We start from the raw sequence: 14759 nt of genomic DNA, 5'->3' as shown, positions 1-14759 counted from the left end.
AATACGCCGCTGCCGACGTGCGTGAAAGAATGCGCACCGACGGATCGGCGATCACCATTGCTTTCGCGGATCCGATATTCCGCGCGCAAGGCCTGCGCGACGACACTTACGGCGAAGCAAAGCGCTTCTTCGAGATGAGCGACTGGCAGCTGCACGAAGTCGTTTGCCATTGCCATGTCGGCGCCAACATGCCGGCCCGCTGGGCAGCGTCGCGCGTGCGGGCGGCGATTTCGCCGGGCGCAGGCATTCTTGCCTGGCTGAGAGCGGTATTCATGCACTAGTCGTGTCCCTGCGCACAGGGGCGCGCGCTGGTCTAAGGCCTTATAGGAGCAACGGAGACTTGGCGAGTTCTCCGCGCCCTCCTTCTTTCAGCGATCGATCTCGCCGAAGACGATGTCGAGCGAGCCGATGATCGCGGCGACATCAGCCACCATGTGCCCGCGCGACAGGAAATCCATCGCCTGGAGATGCGCGAAGGACGGCGCCCGTATCTTGCAGCGATAGGGAACATTGCTGCCGTCCGAGACCAGATAGACGCCGAACTCGCCTTTCGGCGCCTCGACCGCGGCATAGACTTCGCCCGGCGGCACGCGGTGGCCTTCGGTATACAGCTTGAAATGATGGATGGTCGCTTCCATCGAGCGCTTCATGGTGGCGCGCGGCGGCGGCGTGATCTTCTGGTTGGGCACGGCGACCGGACCCCGGCCATCGGGTGAACGCAGCTTTTCCAGGCACTGCCGCATGATGCGCACCGACTGGCGCATCTCTTCCATGCGCACGAGATAGCGATCGTAGCAGTCGCCATGCTTGCCGATGGGGATGTCGAAATCCATCTCGGGGTAGCATTCATAAGGCTGCGCCTTGCGCAGGTCCCAGGCTGCGCCCGACCCGCGCACCATTGGGCCGGAGAAACCCCAGGCCCAGGCATCATCGAGGGAGATCACGCCGACGTCGGCGTTACGCTGCTTGAAGATTCGGTTGTCGGTAAGCAGGCCCTCGAGATTGTCGCAGACCTTGAGGAACGGATCGCAGAAATCCCAGATGTCATCCAGCAACTCTTCCGGCAGGTCTTGGTGCACGCCGCCGACGCGGAAATAATTCGCGTGCATGCGGGCGCCGGATGCGCGTTCATAGAAAACCATCAGCTTCTCGCGCTCGACGAAACCCCAGAGCGGCGGCGTCAGCGCGCCGATGTCCATGGCCTGCGTGGTGACGTTGAGAAGATGCGACAGGAGCCGACCGATCTCGCAAAACAGCACGCGTATCAGTTGGCCGCGCCGGGGGACGGACAGTTCGAGCAGCTTTTCGGCGGCGAGGCAGAAGGCATGCTCCTGATTCATCGGCGCGACATAGTCGAGCCGGTCGAAATAGGGCAGCGCCTGCAGATAGTTCTTGTATTCGATCAGCTTCTCGGTGCCGCGATGCAACAGGCCGATATGCGGATCGGCCCGGTCGACGATCTCGCCGTCCAGTTCCAGCACCAGCCTGAGCACACCATGCGCCGAGGGGTGCTGCGGCCCGAAATTGAGCGTGAAGTTGCGGACTATGGCTTCGGTCATGACGACCTCCGCATGAGTGAGGATCGAATGCGAACCACGGCCCGCCAGCCGCCGTCCGGCCGGGTCATGCCCCCAAAGATCAGGCCGTCGTCTGGATGATCAGCGTCAGCGTGCCTTCGCCGTCGATGTTGGCGGCGACGACCTGCGAGGAATTCAGTCCGTTCGCGTGCAGGACCGACGTTGCCTCGGGCGAGGCGTCGACCGAGCTCTGCAGCTTGGCCAGTTCCTTGGCGGTCGTCCTCGTGACTATGGCTTCGGCCTGCGCCTTCACTTCCGAGGGCAGGTCCTCCATCGCCACCACGACGATGTTGGTGACGTTCTGGGCGGCATCGTCTTGCCCGGGTTGGGGTTGGCCGGGTTGAGGCTGGCCGGGGATCGGCTCCTGGGCAGCAGGCGGGGCTTGCGGCGGCTGCGGATCGGCGCGTTGAGCGGAAGCGGGCTGCGCCAATGCCATTGCCGACAGCGTCAGGACCATCGTCAACATGCGCATCGTCTTTCCTTTCCATCTGGAAATCTGACGACACAACCCGGGGGGCCGGCGATGGTTCCGGCATCAGGCCTCACGAATCCAAGGTCCCCGGTGGCGCGCGGCGCTCCGAATGCGAGGAATGCCAGGTGGTCGGTTGCCAAACCTTCGGAGCACGTGTCGTTATCGTATTGGCGGACAGTGCCGAAGGCACCGGAAACCTCAATGTTTACATGATGCTACAATAGGGATATTATGCATCCTTAATATGAGGTGATCGGCCAATTCCCGGAAAAGATCGATGATTTTGAAAAGCCAAGTTGAATGGGCGCTGCACTGCTGTGCCATTCTCTCCGGCCTGCCCGAGGGACGTTATCTGTCCACCAAGGCGCTGGCGGAACTCCACGGACTTCCGAAGGAATATCTCTCCAAGGCGCTGCAGGGCCTTTCGCAAGCGGGCCTTGTCGATACGACGCTCGGTCCGTCGGGCGGATATCGTCTTGCAAAACCGCCGGAGCAAGTGACCTTTCTTGACATCGTCGAGGCCGTGGAAGGCAAGACGCGCACCTTCGTGTGCAACAACATCCGCGCGAACAATCCCTGTGTGCCTGAAAATTATTGCTATAGCGGGTCGTGCGCCGTCGCGCGCATCATGTGGGCGGCCGATGAAGCCTGGCGCGACAAGCTGCGCAGCGTCACGCTGTCGGATCTGGGGCGAATGCTTGTACAGGAAACCCCCCCCGCTCTCTGGAAGGACACATTCGATTGGGTGTTAGACCGCGCGGGATGAACGCGCATCGATACGTCCGACGGTCTTACCCGCGCTGATCGCGGCCGGCCCGAAGACAATGCTTTCGGCCGGAGCGGCCAACGAAAGGCCATCCGCGTTGCATTGGCTGTAGATCAGGTCGATGATCTCGTTGCCGGCCGCTGCCCAGTCGGCTGGGTTTGCGACGCGGAACAGCAGGTCGACCTCGATCGCGACCGCATCGATGGTCTTCAAGGCGACAATCGGCGGCGGGTCCTTGACGATCCGCGCACTGCCTTGCAGCGCGCAGCGCATGGCCTGCTCGACGAAGCTCGGTTGCGTGGGGACGATGCGCACGGTCAACGTGATCTGGCGTGTGTCATCGGGACGGCTGAGATTGGTCAGCGCTTGCCTGGCCAGAACGCTGTTCGGCACCACGACGACATTGTACTGCGCGGTGAGCAGGTTGGCGGAGCGCCAGTTGGTTTCGATAACCCTGCCTTCAGGGCCATCCTTCATCCGGATCCAGTCGCCTATGGCATAGGCCCTGCCAAGTGTCAGCGCGATGCCTGAGAACATATCACCGAGCGTGTTCTGCAGGGCCAGGCCGAACACGACGGCGACAATGCCCGAGGTCGCGATCAGCGTGCCGACCGGCATGCCGAAAACGAAGCCTATGATCGACAGCGCCACGCCGGGATAGATGACGCCGACGGTCATATCTCGGACAAGGTGGGCTTCGCGCGGCCCGCGGTTGAGCATGAGCCAGATGTGGACCAGGCCGATAATGGCCCATGCCAGATGCGTCCACCACAGGATCATGGCCGATTTGGCGAGCAGCGCGGCGAAACCCTGCAGATTGGTGTCATCGCCATGCTGCGGCGAGACACCGCCCAGATAGAGCACGAAACTCATCCCGGCAAAGAACAGGATCTGGACGATCAATCGGCCTGTCGGACGGTTGCTGCCCTGGAGATGCCAGACGACGATACCGGCGATACCGAGGATGTTGGTCAGGACGAGCGGCATCAAACAAACCTCTTGGTGGAACTGCTCAAACCTCGTGCGTGTCGCCTGGGTCGAAAGGGTCTTTACAGCTCGGCAATTAAGGATATTATCTATCCATAAGGATATCAATTATCCTTAATAGGCAAACCCGGAAAAGGCAAGGCCGGCTTGTGATCGAGCGATCAAGCCGCGTGCTCAGACCGCCCATCGAACAAAGAGCGCGCTGCAAGCGCAGGCGCGAAGGAGACATCGCATGAAAATCGTCATCATCGGGGGCACCGGCCTGATCGGTTCGAAAACCGCCGAACGCCTGCGCAAGCATGGTCACGAAGTGATCGCGGCCTCGCCCAACACCGGCGTCAACACCACCACCGGCGAAGGCCTGGCGGACGTGCTGGCCGGGGCAGAGGTGGTCGTCGACCTGGCAAATTCTCCTTCATTCGAGGACAGGGCCGTGCTCGAATTCTTCCAGACCTCGGGCCGCAACCTGTTTGCCGCGGAGAAGGCCGCCGGCGTCAAACACCATGTCGCGCTTTCGATCGTCGGGACGGATCGGTTGCCCGACAGCGGCTATCTTCGCGCCAAGGCGGCGCAGGAGAAGATCATCAGGGAGAGTGGCATCCCTTATACGATCATGCGCTCCACGCAGTTCTTCGAATTTCTCCGCGGCATAGCCCAGGAGGGCACGGTCGGCGATACGGCACGCCTGTCGACGGGCTACCTTCAGCCGATTGCTTCTGACGACGTCGCGGATTTCGTGACGGACGCCGCCCTTGCCGCCCCGATCAACGGCATCGTCGAAATCTCCGGTCCCGAGCGCTTGCGTCTGTGCGATTTCGTCGCTCGTTACCTCAAGGCGATCGGCGACACGCGCACCGTCATAGCCGATCCGGAGGCGCGGTACTTCGGGACCAGACTGCAAGACGGTTCGCTGGTCTCCGACAACCATCCCCGCATCGGCCGCGTCGGCTTCGACGAATGGCTCGCCGCTCAGCCCAAGAAATAATCTCTCCAGCCGCCTTCGTCCGGCGGCGTCCAACCCCGTGAAAAGGAAAATCGACATGATCAAATCACTTGCCGTTGCCGCGACTCTCGCGGCGTTTCTGCCCGGTTCGGCCCTTGCCGATGGCACGCCTGGCGGCGGAAAAGGCGCGAAGGTCACTTTGGTCTATGACCATGAATTGCCCAATGTACCCGGCAAGAGCATCAAAGGCGTTCTCGTCGAATATGCGCCCGGAGGCTTCTCGGAGGGTCACACGCACCCTCAGTCCGCCTTCATCTATGCTACTGTCTTGGAGGGCGAGATCCGCAGCCAGGTCAATGACGGCCCCGTCACGGTCTACAAAGCTGGTCAGAACTTTTCGGAAATGCCCGGTGACCGGCACGGCGTCAGCGAAAATGCCAGCAAGACGAACCCGGCAAAGCTGCTCGCCGTTTTCGTTGTCGATACGGGCCAGCAAGAGCTGGCCTTCCCGACCAAGAAGTAGTGGCTGGTCGTCCTATCAGACTGTTCGGTCGACGCGGAGCGTTCGGAAAGTGACTGAGTACCGGTGTTGCGCGACCGGCGGGATGGAGTGCTCCCACTCGTTCCGCGCCGGTCCGGCCATGAGGTAGAGCGACCGCGGCTCGACCTCGATCGTTTCACGGTCCCATGCCGCGCCGTTCTTGCGGCGCAGCCGGAAGCTGCAGGGCGCCAGCAGCGACACGCCGGCGACGAGCTCGAAATGCGGCTTGTCCCGGTGCCAGCCGATGCCGGCGCCCGGGCGGTACTCGTTGATCAGCACCTGCGCGAATTCGGCGGCCGGAACGCCCGCAAAGTCGGCCACTTCGGCGCGAAGCGGCAGCAGAAAGTCCGGGATCGGCGGCGCTTCGAGCACAAGGCGGCGCTCGTAGTCGTAACGCAGGCCGAAGCCGACGACTTGCCGGTTGGCAAGATGGCCGTGAAAATCGAACGGCTTGAAAGGCAGGCCTTGGATGCGACGGACCAGTTCGTGCTCCTCGTCGCGCGCAATCGGGTCCGGCTGGTAGGAGAAGCCTTCCGGTACGGGCGGCAGGCTTGCGGGCGCACCGAAGAGATCGCCCTGGAAAGCGTCGTCGGCGGCTTGGCTTTTTGATGATGGCATGCGGCTCAAATAGGCAACCGGAGCGCTTGTGCAAGCCCAGTACCCACCATGCCGGAACCTCGTGTCGCGGCAAGGATTAGGGGTGGAAAGCAGGATTGCGAACATGCCTTCCACCGCCATCCTGAACATCCGTTACGATCCGTCGAGGCGGATCCTTTCGGTATGGTTCGTCCCAAGCGGCGACCGCTACGACTACGAAGGTGTCGCGCCCGAGACTTATGCGGCTTTCAAGGCGGCGTCCTCAAAAGGGCAATTCTTCAACGAATGCGTTCGCGATCGTTTCAGATATCGCCTGGTCGAGCATGGAGGTCGTCATTGAGTGCCATGACCGGTGCGAACAGAGGGATGCTGGCCGGCGGCGCAGCGACAGGTCAGCTAAGTATTTTATATTATTATAAAAATATGGCGGAGAGAGCGGGATTCGAACCCGCGTTACGGTTTCCCGTAAACACACTTTCCAGGCGTGCGCCTTCAACCACTCGGCCACCTCTCCGTCGCTTGCATCGCGCGTCGGCCGGTTTTGCCGCGCGGGTTGGGGAGATGCTCCCATGGGAAGTCCTCAACGGATCATCTGGCTGCCTTCAACCGGCTGGCAACCCTTCCCTGCACCGCTAGCCGTCTAGGCAAACAGGCGCGGGGCTCATCTAGTCGATCCGAAAGCGAATGCCAAGCCATATTGGCATCGCGGGGACTTTTGCCGCGGATAGCGCCAAGGCGGGCTCGGGCGGGAGGCCGATGCGTTTGAATGATGTGCACAGGCCGCGCCTCCGGCTGGCTGCGCTTGACTTCGGCCGCGCCCGGCTGTCGACTGCCCGGACTCTTTGTTTTCATGCAATCCCGGTTGGAACGGTTGCGAGCTCTCCCTGGTGTTGCCGGTTCAGTTTTGCAGTTCCTGATGGAAAGCGGCTGCGTGCTTTTCCTGGAATTGCTCGGGCGAGGGGCATCGTCCTGGCATGGCATCGATCGACCAGCAACCCGCGGGGCGGCCGGATAGCGGGCTTTCCTTCATCCCGGTGGCCTGGCTCGTCGTCGTCATGGGGCTGTCGGCCTACGGCCTGTTCGCAAACTGGCGGCTGATCGGCGACTTCAGCCTGCCGGAAAATGCATTCTTTCTCGTTTATGGCGGCTTGACCGCCGGCGCGATCACCATCCTGTGGGGATTGTACCTGCTCGGCCTTGCCTTCAACCGCTCGGCCCGTTTCCCGCGCCACTACACGATCTGGCAGATCGCCATCATCATCTGGCTCGTCCTGCGCCAGGCCTATGTGTCCTATGCCTTCGTCTTTTCGGTAGAGGCGCTGGGCTTCACCGTGGCCGAGATCGCCATCGGCCTGCTCTGCATCTACCTGCTGCGCAACGGTGCCGGTTCCGAAACCGTCTACGCCAATCCGGAGACCGAGCGGCCGCCGGTCTTCGTCTCGATCCTTGCCGCGCTGCTCGGCATCATCCTTGGCGCGGCGATCGGCGCCTGCGCCGGGTTCTTCGCCGGCTCGCTGATCGCGGACCTGACGCATATGAGCTGCTTCGAGGGCGCCTGCGGATTTTTCGCGGCTTTCGTCGGCCTGGGCGGCCTGATCGTCGGCGCGATCGCCGGCGGTATTTTCGCCATCTGGCGGGTGAATCGGCGCAGGCCGGCGCGGGCTCGCTAATTTCACGGGTCGCGATTGCACGGGAACCACGCACGCTCTATGTCGATTGCGGGGTAGACGGGAGCTTTCCCGGGGAGAGCGTCGATGTTGCGTTTCATCTTTCGGCTGGCAGCCATGATCGCGCTGTCGATTTCCGTCATCATGGCGGTGATCGACACGACACGCTCGGTCGCCGGCTCCTCGCTGGTGATGACGCCGCTGAACGCAAGCTGGCTCGCGGTCTCGCCCGATACCCGCGCGGCCTTCGAGACTTTCGTGCGCGCCAAGGCAAGCCCGCTGGTCTGGGACGGCGTCGTCGCCTGGGTGCTCGCTCAACCCGGTTTTGCGGTGTTCGCGGTGCTGGCCTTCCTGCTCTACGCCATCGGCTATCGCCGCAAGCGCCGCGGCGCGGAATTCGCTCCAACCCCCTGAAGGCTTTTGTTCCGACGCAATTCCGGATGGCAGGGCCGCGGCGAAGTCGCCGAGCCTGACCGCCTCACACTTTTCCTGGAATTGCTTCAAGAGACGGCCGGCGCGCCGGTAACCGCTTTTTCCAACAGGTCAAAATTCCACGTGAATTTTGTTTCGCGCCGTGCCAGATTGCCCGCGAGCGGGAGGGAAAAAACACTTCCTGCCTGGCGCCGCAAGCCCGCCGGAGAACCGGGCGGGCAGGCAGCGCAAAACGGAAAAATAACCGACAGGGTGTGGATCACATGAAACGTATCGTTCTCGGCCTCCTGGCCGCAACCGCAATGGTTCTTCCGGCTTTCGCCGCGGATGTGCAGCCGGCCATCCTCTACGATCTGGGCGGCAAGTTCGACAAATCCTTCAACGAGGCCGCCTATCACGGCGCCGAGAAGTTCAAGACCGAAACCGGCATCGCCTATGTCGAATTCGAAGTCTCCAACGCCTCGCAGCGCGAGCAGGCGCTGCGCCGCTTCGCCGAAGACGGCCGCAACCCGATCGTCATGGCTGGCTTCGCCTGGGAAGACGCGCTGAAAGCGGTCGCGAAAGATTATCCAGACCTGAATTTCGCCATCATCGACGATGCCGTCGACCTGCCCAATGTCCGCTCGCTGGTGTTCAAGGAGAATGAAGGCTCCTATCTCGTCGGCATCCTGGCGGCGATGGCGTCGAAATCGAAGAAGGTCGGCTTCATCGGCGGCATGGACATCCCGCTGATCCGCAAGTTCGAATGCGGCTATGTCGGCGGCGCCAAGTCGGCCGGCGCCACGGACGTCATCCAGAACATGACCGGCGACACGCCGGCCGCCTGGAACGATCCGGCCAAGGGCGGCGAGATCGCCAAGACGCAGATCGATCAGGGCGCTGACGTGGTCTATGCCGCTGCCGGCGGTACCGGCGTCGGCGTGCTGCAGGCGGCGGCGGATGCCGGCAAGCTCGGTATCGGTGTCGATTCCAACCAGAACGGCCTGCAGCCCGGCAAGGTGCTGACCTCGATGATGAAGCGCGTCGACGTTGCCGTCTACAACACCTTCATGGACGGCAAGAACGGCACCTTCAAGGGTGGTCTGGAGAATCTCGGCCTCAAGGAAGGCGGCGTCGACTACGCCATGGACGACAACAACAAGGCGCTGGTGACCGATGAGATGAAAGCGGCCGTCGAAAAGGCCAAGGCCGACATCATCTCCGGCAAGGTCCAGGTGCACGACTACACCACGGACAACAATTGCCCGTATTGATCGGCAGCTGAATCAGGGCAGGAACCGCCGGGCCAACGCCCGGCGGTTTCGTTTTTGGGGACCGCATGATGCGACCGATAATCCAAGCCATGGCCGAAAGCGACGTCGAAGCGATCGCGCGGCTTCGGCTCGAGGCTTTCTTCGAGGGCACTGGCCGGACACTCGAGGAGGACACGGCCGGGCTGCGCGGGCTGATTGCCGGCGATGGCTTCGAGGCCGCCTTTGTCGCTCGCGACCGAGGCCAGCCGATCGGGAGCTGCCTGCTCGTCCGCGACGAAATCAGTTCGCCGCACGACCTGACGCCATGGCTGGCCGGGCTGGTGGTCGAGGAAACTCATCGCGGCAGCGGCGTCGGCACGGCGCTGGTCAAGACCATCGAGGCCCATGCCGCGTCGGCCGGTATCGGCACGCTCTACCTTTATACCTGGCAGGCGCGCGGCTTCTACGAAGCGCTCGGATGGACGGCGATAGAGGCCTTCGAGCAGGGCGGCGAGCCGATGCTCCTGATGTCGAAGTCTCTACCTTGACGCAATTCCGGACGGAGGGCTACGGCGAAGGCGCCGAGCCTAATGCATGTCGCCCAGAAGTGCGCAGCGGTTCTGGGACAACGACATGCATCAAAACAAAGGCTTAAAGCGCGTCGCCTGAATCCGTTTCAGCGCGACGCGCTTTAATCGTCCGCACTTTTCCTGGAATTGCTCTTATAGCGTTCCGGCGAGATAGCCGAGCGCGAAGGCGGCAACCAGGGCAAGCGCGATGACGAAGCCCAGCCTGCCGCCGAGCGAATGCAGGCCGACGCCGTAGGGTTTGCGCTCTAGGCGGTGGATCACGGGCGGCGGCGCTTCCGCCTCCGGGGCGGCAACGCCAGCCAGCCGCGGCTGCATCTGGGGCAATTCGGCAAGGCGTTGCGTGACCAGTTCCCAGCGGTTGTCGCGCCCTTCAGGTCCCGCAGGCTCGAAGGCGTGCAAACGTTCGGCGAGGCGCAGCACCGTGTCGCGAAAGGCGGCATCGATCTCCAGGTCGCGCTCGGCGCGGGCGCGTTCCCTGTCGTTCATCAGGCCAAAGACATAATCGCCGGCCCGAGCGACGCGGTCGCTTTCACTGGACATGGCCGTCTTTCCCCGTGGCTCCTCACCAATGCGGCGGCTTGGTCACCGGAACATCGGAGGCGGTCTGCTCCTCCAACTCCAGGAACCGGTCGGTGAGGGCGGCGAGCTTGCGCTCCATGCGCTCGATCACCTTCCACTGTTCGGCGATCTGGCCGGACAGTTCCTCGATGGTCTTTTCCTGCTCGGCGGCGCGGATTTCCAGCGTCGTCAGCCGATCGTCGGGCATGGCCATGCAAACCGATCCTTATGAATGTGAAGCCTCCACCCAAGCAGATATTCGTGGGCTGCCCGACGAATATCTGCTTATGGTCTGTAGGTTTTCGCCGGTCCTTATCGCAAAACCGCAGAGCACTTTTGCGGAACCTGCTCAGGTTCGAAATTGACAAGGGCGCGGGGATTTGTCGAGAGTGAACGGCCGATTGGCATAAGCGGGGCATCATGCTAGGCATTTTGACCAAGCGATAAAAAAATAGTGGGAACAGGCTGCATGGCGCAAGCCGCAATCGAGCTCATAGGCATCAACAAGAGCTTTGGCGCCGTGCGCGCCAACCGCGACATCAACCTGGAAGTCGCGCGCGGCACCATCCATGGCATTGTCGGCGAGAACGGCGCCGGCAAGTCGACGCTGATGTCGATCCTCTACGGCTTCTACCAGGCCGACAGCGGTGAAATCCGTGTCGGCGGCAAGCCGGTGTCGATCAGCACTTCCAACGATGCGATCGCGCTGGGCATCGGCATGGTGCACCAGCATTTCATGCTGGTCGACAATTTCACGGTGCTGGAAAACATCATCCTCGGCGCCGAAAACGATGCGCTGCTGAAGAGCAGCATCGCCAAGGCGCGTTCCGAGCTCGACCGGCTGGAGCGCGAATATGGCCTCGAGGTCGATCCCGACGCCGTCATCGAAGAGCTGCCGGTCGGGCTGCAGCAGCGCGTCGAAATCCTCAAGGCGCTCTATCGCGGCGCCGAGATCCTGATCCTCGACGAGCCGACGGGCGTGTTGACGCCGGCCGAGGCCGACCACCTCTTCCGCATCCTCAAGCAATTGAAGGAACAGGGCAAAACGATCGTGCTCATCACGCACAAGCTGCGCGAGATCATGGCGATCACCGACACGGTTTCGGTGATGCGCCAGGGCACGATGGTGGCGACCAGGACGACGAAGGAAACCACGGTCGGCGAGTTGGCCGAGCTGATGGTCGGCCGGCGTGTGTTGCTCAGGGTCGAGAAGGGCGAGTCGGAAGCCGGGGCGGTAAAACTCTCGGTCAAGAACCTGACGGTCAAGGATTCGCGCGGCGTCACCATGGTTGACGACGTCTCCTTCGACGTGCGCGGCGGCGAGATCGTCGGCATCGCCGGCGTTGCCGGCAACGGCCAGTCGGAGCTGCTGGAGGCGATCTCCGGCATCCGGCACGCGGTGTCCGGCGAGGTGATGCTCGACGGCAAGCCGATCGATCTCACCGGCAAGGCCGATCCCGGCGAATTGCGCGACCGCGGGCTCGCCCATGTGCCGGAGGACCGCCACCATGTCGGGCTGGTTCTCGCCTTCGAGGAGAACGAGAATTCGATCCTCGGCTATCACGACGACGAGCGCTACCTGAAGGGGCCGTTCCTCGACGTCGACGCCATCATGGCCGACGCCAAGGACAAGATCGAGAAATACGACATCCGCCCCGGCAATCCGCGCCTGAAGACGGCCAATTTCTCCGGCGGCAACCAGCAGAAGATCGTGCTGGCCAGGGAGATGGAACAGGACCCGGGCGTGCTGATCGTCGGCCAGCCGACGCGCGGCGTCGATGTCGGCGCCATCGAATTCATCCACAAGCGGCTGATCGCCATGCGCGACCAGGGCAAGGCGGTGCTGGTGGTCTCGGTCGAGCTCGACGAGATCCGCTCGCTCTCCGACCGCATCCTGGTGATGTTCGCCGGCCGTGTCGTCGGCGAGCGCGGCCCGGACGCGACCGAAGGCGAGCTTGGCCTGTTGATGGCCGGCGTCGAGCACCAGGAGGCCGCCGAATGAGCACGCCTTACGCCAAGCTGCCGGCCTGGGCCGATTATGGGTTGATTCCGTTGATCAACCTGTCGGTCGCCTTCATCGTCGCCGGCTTCGTCGTCATGCTGGTCGGCGAAAACCCGTTCCGCGCCGCCGTCATCCTGGTCGAGGGCGCTTTCGGCAAGGGCACGGGCGTCGCCTTCACCCTGTTCTATGCCACCACCTTCATCTTCACGGGCTTGTCGGTGGCGGTGGCGGCGCATTGCAGCCTGTTCAACATCGGCACCGAGGGCCAGGCCTATATAGGCGGCCTGGGCATCGCGCTCGTGTGCCTCAGCTTCGACAGCGTGCTGCCCTGGTGGGTGATCTTTCCGATCGCGATCGTGGCCGCGTCGGCGTTCGGCGCGCTTTGGGGTCTGATCCCGGCCTATCTGCAGGCCAAGCGCGGCTCGCATATCGTCATCACCACCATCATGTTCAACTTCATCGCCGCCTCGGTGATGGTCTATCTGCTGGTCGGTCCGCTGAAGCCGGCCGGCTCGCAGGCGCCGCAGACGCGCAATTTCCTTGCCGGCGCCGAACTGCCGAAGCTGAACTGGATGATCGAATTGTTCGGCGCCAAGATCCGCTCGGCGCCGCTCAACATCTGCTTCCTGCTGGCGCTTGTCATGGCGTTCCTGGTCTGGCTTCTGATCTGGCGGACCAAGCTGGGCTACGAGATGCGCACCTACGGCCACAGCTCGAAGGCGGCGCGCTATGCCGGCATTTCGGAAACCCGCATCATCATCACCGCGATGATGGTCTCGGGCGCGCTGGCCGGCATGATGGCGCTCAACCCCGTCATGGGCGACCAGCACAATGTCGCGATCGATTTCGTTTCCGGGGCCGGCTTTGTCGGCATCGCGGTGGCGCTGATGGGCCGGCTGCATCCGGTCGGCATCGTGCTGGCGGCGATCCTGTTCGGCATGCTCTACCAGGGCGGCGCCGAACTCGCCTTCGAGATGCCGGCGATCAGCCGCGACATGATCGTCATCATCCAGGGCTTGGTCATTCTCTTCGCCGGCGCGCTGGAACACATGTTCAGGCCCTACATCCAGGCGCTGTTTGCCTCGGTCAGCCCGAAATCGGTCGGCATGCAGGCAGTGAACGGGAAGGGGGCCTGAGATGGACATTTTCAACGCCATCATCCAGGTGCTGGATTCGACCATCCGCCTTTCGGTGCCGCTGCTGCTCGCCTGCCTGGCGGGCCTCTATTCGGAACGGGCCGGCATCTTCGACATCGGGCTCGAAGGCAAGATGCTGGTCGGCGCCTTTGCCGGCGCTTCGGCCGCCGCCGTCTTCCATTCGGCGCTGATTGGCCTGGGCACCGCGATCCTGATCTCGGTCGCTTTCGCCCTGGTGCACGGCTTCGCCTCGATCACGCATCGCGGCAACCAGATCGTGTCCGGCGTGGCGATCAACTTCATCGCCGCCGGGTCGACCATCATCCTCGGCCAGGCCTGGTTCCAGCAGGGCGGGCGCACGCCGGCGCTGCAGCCGGGCGAACGCTTCGCGGCGATCACCTGGCCCGGAGCCGACGCGATCAAGGATGTGCCGATCATCGGCCCGATCTATGCCGAGCTGATCTCAGGCCATTCGATCCTGGTCTATTTCGCCTTCGCCATGGTGCCGTTCACCTGGTGGGTGCTGTTTCGCACCCGCTTCGGGCTCAGGATGCGCGCCGTCGGCGAAAATCCGGCCGCCGTCGATACCGCCGGCATATCGGTCGCCTGGCTGCGTTATCGCGCGCTGATCTGCACCGGCATCCTGACCGGCGTCGCCGGCGCCTATCTGTCCATGGTGCAGAATGGCGGCTTCGTGAAGGACATGACGGCGGGCAAGGGCTATATCGCGCTGGCCGCATTGATCTTCGCCAAATGGAAGCCGGTCAACGCCATGTTCGCCTGCCTTTTGTTCGGCTTCCTCGACGCGGCCTCGATCCGCTTGCAGGGTTCGCCGCTTCCTCTTGTCGGCAAGGTGCCGGCGCAGTTCATGCAGGCGCTGCCCTATGTGCTGACCGTCATCCTGCTCGCCGGCTTCATCGGCAAGGCCATTCCGCCGCGGGCCGGCGGCGTGCCTTATGTGAAGGAACGCTGAGGCGAGATACCGCTGGCCGCGACCGGCATTTGAACAAGATCGTGGGAGAGAAGAACAGGATGTCGCATGATCTGTTCGAGGCGGCGAAGACGGCGATGGCCAAGGCCTATGCGCCCTATTCGAAGTTCCCGGTGGGTGCGGCCCTTCGCACCGAGGACGGGCGCGTCTTCACCGGCGCCAATATCGAGGTGGCGTCCTATCCGGAAGGCTGGTGCGCCGAGACGACCGCGCTCGGCCATTACATCATGGGCGGCGGCGGCAAGATCGTGGAGATCGCGGTGATCGC

Annotated in this window: 19 protein-coding genes, 1 tRNA gene and 1 pseudogene; 13 read left to right on the top strand and 8 right to left on the bottom strand. The window is 62.9% G+C overall.

From position 1 onward, the window contains the following. Positions 1 to 281, top strand: a pseudogene (locus FJ471_RS31555) (hypothetical protein); the annotation flags it as partial. A gap of 87 nt (positions 282 to 368) precedes the next feature. Here FJ471_RS31555 and FJ471_RS31550 read toward each other — a convergent pair. Then, the gene (locus FJ471_RS31550) at positions 369 to 1559 is read right to left on the bottom strand and encodes an NADH-quinone oxidoreductase subunit D (RefSeq protein ID WP_140809345.1); all 1191 of its coding nucleotides are present in this window, start codon (positions 1557 to 1559) and stop codon (positions 369 to 371) included. A 79-nt stretch (positions 1560 to 1638) separates the two neighbouring features. Then, positions 1639 to 2049 carry a hypothetical protein gene (locus FJ471_RS31545; protein ID WP_140809343.1) on the bottom strand — a complete coding sequence of 137 codons (411 nt, stop codon included), beginning with the start codon at positions 2047 to 2049 and terminating at the stop codon, positions 1639 to 1641. Between the two features lie 277 nt (positions 2050 to 2326). Here FJ471_RS31545 and FJ471_RS31540 point away from each other — a divergent pair, with 277 nt between their 5' ends. Further along, the gene (locus FJ471_RS31540) at positions 2327 to 2815 is read left to right on the top strand and encodes an Rrf2 family transcriptional regulator (protein ID WP_140809342.1); all 489 of its coding nucleotides are present in this window, start codon (positions 2327 to 2329) and stop codon (positions 2813 to 2815) included. On the opposite strand, the gene FJ471_RS31535 is transcribed toward FJ471_RS31540, so the two are convergent. After that, the gene (locus FJ471_RS31535; RefSeq protein WP_140809341.1) at positions 2798 to 3802 is read right to left on the bottom strand and encodes a mechanosensitive ion channel family protein; all 1005 of its coding nucleotides are present in this window, start codon (positions 3800 to 3802) and stop codon (positions 2798 to 2800) included. The two genes, FJ471_RS31540 and FJ471_RS31535, sit on opposite strands and share 18 nt — an antisense overlap. Positions 3803 to 4034: 232 nt before the next feature. Here FJ471_RS31535 and FJ471_RS31530 point away from each other — a divergent pair, with 232 nt between their 5' ends. Next, the gene (locus tag FJ471_RS31530) at positions 4035 to 4787 is read left to right on the top strand and encodes an SDR family oxidoreductase (protein ID WP_140809340.1); all 753 of its coding nucleotides are present in this window, start codon (positions 4035 to 4037) and stop codon (positions 4785 to 4787) included. A gap of 55 nt (positions 4788 to 4842) precedes the next feature. Next, entirely contained in the window at positions 4843 to 5268 is a 426-nt protein-coding gene (locus FJ471_RS31525) for a cupin domain-containing protein (protein WP_140809339.1), read from the top strand. 15 nt (positions 5269 to 5283) lie between these two features. Here FJ471_RS31525 and FJ471_RS31520 read toward each other — a convergent pair whose 3' ends face one another. Next, positions 5284 to 5904: an alpha-ketoglutarate-dependent dioxygenase AlkB gene (locus tag FJ471_RS31520; RefSeq protein WP_140809347.1), complete on the bottom strand. Its 621-nt coding sequence runs from the start codon at positions 5902 to 5904 to the stop codon at positions 5284 to 5286. A gap of 103 nt (positions 5905 to 6007) precedes the next feature. Between FJ471_RS31520 and FJ471_RS31515 the strand changes: the two genes are divergently transcribed. Then, a complete protein-coding gene (locus FJ471_RS31515; protein WP_140809338.1) occupies positions 6008 to 6223 on the top strand; it encodes a KTSC domain-containing protein in 216 nt (71 codons plus the stop codon). Positions 6224 to 6307: 84 nt separating this feature from the next. On the opposite strand, the gene FJ471_RS31510 is transcribed toward FJ471_RS31515, so the two are convergent. Then, positions 6308 to 6397 (bottom strand) — tRNA-Ser (locus tag FJ471_RS31510). A 460-nt stretch (positions 6398 to 6857) separates the two neighbouring features. Here FJ471_RS31510 and FJ471_RS31505 point away from each other — a divergent pair. Continuing rightward, positions 6858 to 7553 carry a DUF2569 domain-containing protein gene (locus FJ471_RS31505; RefSeq protein ID WP_140809337.1) on the top strand — a complete coding sequence of 232 codons (696 nt, stop codon included), beginning with the start codon at positions 6858 to 6860 and terminating at the stop codon, positions 7551 to 7553. An 84-nt stretch (positions 7554 to 7637) separates the two neighbouring features. Then, positions 7638 to 7964, top strand: a complete 327-nt coding sequence (locus FJ471_RS31500) for a hypothetical protein (RefSeq protein WP_140809336.1) — start codon at positions 7638 to 7640, stop codon at positions 7962 to 7964. Positions 7965 to 8050: 86 nt separating this feature from the next. Here the strand turns inward: FJ471_RS31500 and FJ471_RS31495 are convergent, their stop codons facing one another. Continuing rightward, on the bottom strand, positions 8051 to 8245 hold the full coding sequence (locus FJ471_RS31495) for a hypothetical protein (RefSeq protein ID WP_140809335.1): 195 nt from the start codon (positions 8243 to 8245) through the stop codon (positions 8051 to 8053). Here FJ471_RS31495 and FJ471_RS31490 point away from each other — a divergent pair, their 5' ends adjacent. Further along, positions 8246 to 9235: a BMP family ABC transporter substrate-binding protein gene (locus tag FJ471_RS31490; RefSeq protein WP_140809334.1), complete on the top strand. Its 990-nt coding sequence runs from the start codon at positions 8246 to 8248 to the stop codon at positions 9233 to 9235. It begins immediately after the preceding gene. Positions 9236 to 9303: 68 nt separating this feature from the next. Beyond that, complete coding sequence (locus FJ471_RS31485; protein WP_140809333.1) at positions 9304 to 9762, top strand: GNAT family N-acetyltransferase; 459 nt, start codon at positions 9304 to 9306, stop codon at positions 9760 to 9762. Between the two features lie 174 nt (positions 9763 to 9936). Here the strand turns inward: FJ471_RS31485 and FJ471_RS31480 are convergent, their stop codons facing one another. Next, a complete protein-coding gene (locus tag FJ471_RS31480) occupies positions 9937 to 10344 on the bottom strand; it encodes a hypothetical protein (protein ID WP_140809332.1) in 408 nt (135 codons plus the stop codon). A 22-nt stretch (positions 10345 to 10366) separates the two neighbouring features. Next, positions 10367 to 10576: a SlyX family protein gene (locus FJ471_RS31475; RefSeq protein ID WP_127306341.1), complete on the bottom strand. Its 210-nt coding sequence runs from the start codon at positions 10574 to 10576 to the stop codon at positions 10367 to 10369. 255 nt (positions 10577 to 10831) lie between these two features. Between FJ471_RS31475 and FJ471_RS31470 the strand changes: the two genes are divergently transcribed. The 4 genes from FJ471_RS31470 to FJ471_RS31455 form a co-directional block, all read left to right on the top strand. Further along, positions 10832 to 12364 carry an ABC transporter ATP-binding protein gene (locus FJ471_RS31470; RefSeq protein ID WP_140809331.1) on the top strand — a complete coding sequence of 511 codons (1533 nt, stop codon included), beginning with the start codon at positions 10832 to 10834 and terminating at the stop codon, positions 12362 to 12364. After that, positions 12361 to 13500 (top strand): ABC transporter permease, encoded by a 1140-nt coding sequence (locus tag FJ471_RS31465; protein WP_140809330.1) that lies wholly within the window; start codon positions 12361 to 12363, stop codon positions 13498 to 13500. The genes FJ471_RS31470 and FJ471_RS31465 overlap by 4 nt, the downstream gene beginning before the upstream one ends. 1 nt (position 13501) lies before the next feature. Further along, on the top strand, positions 13502 to 14473 hold the full coding sequence (locus FJ471_RS31460; RefSeq protein WP_140809328.1) for an ABC transporter permease: 972 nt from the start codon (positions 13502 to 13504) through the stop codon (positions 14471 to 14473). Between the two features lie 59 nt (positions 14474 to 14532). After that, the coding region (locus tag FJ471_RS31455) for a cytidine deaminase (protein ID WP_140809326.1) at positions 14533 to 14759 on the top strand (227 nt) is incomplete at its 3' end.

This window comes from Mesorhizobium sp. B2-7-1, from assembly GCF_006440735.1.
Taxonomy (GTDB): Bacteria; Pseudomonadota; Alphaproteobacteria; order Rhizobiales; family Rhizobiaceae; genus Mesorhizobium.
Note: the sequence above shows the minus strand (reverse complement) of the source record. Positions and strands in the feature narration are given on the sequence as shown.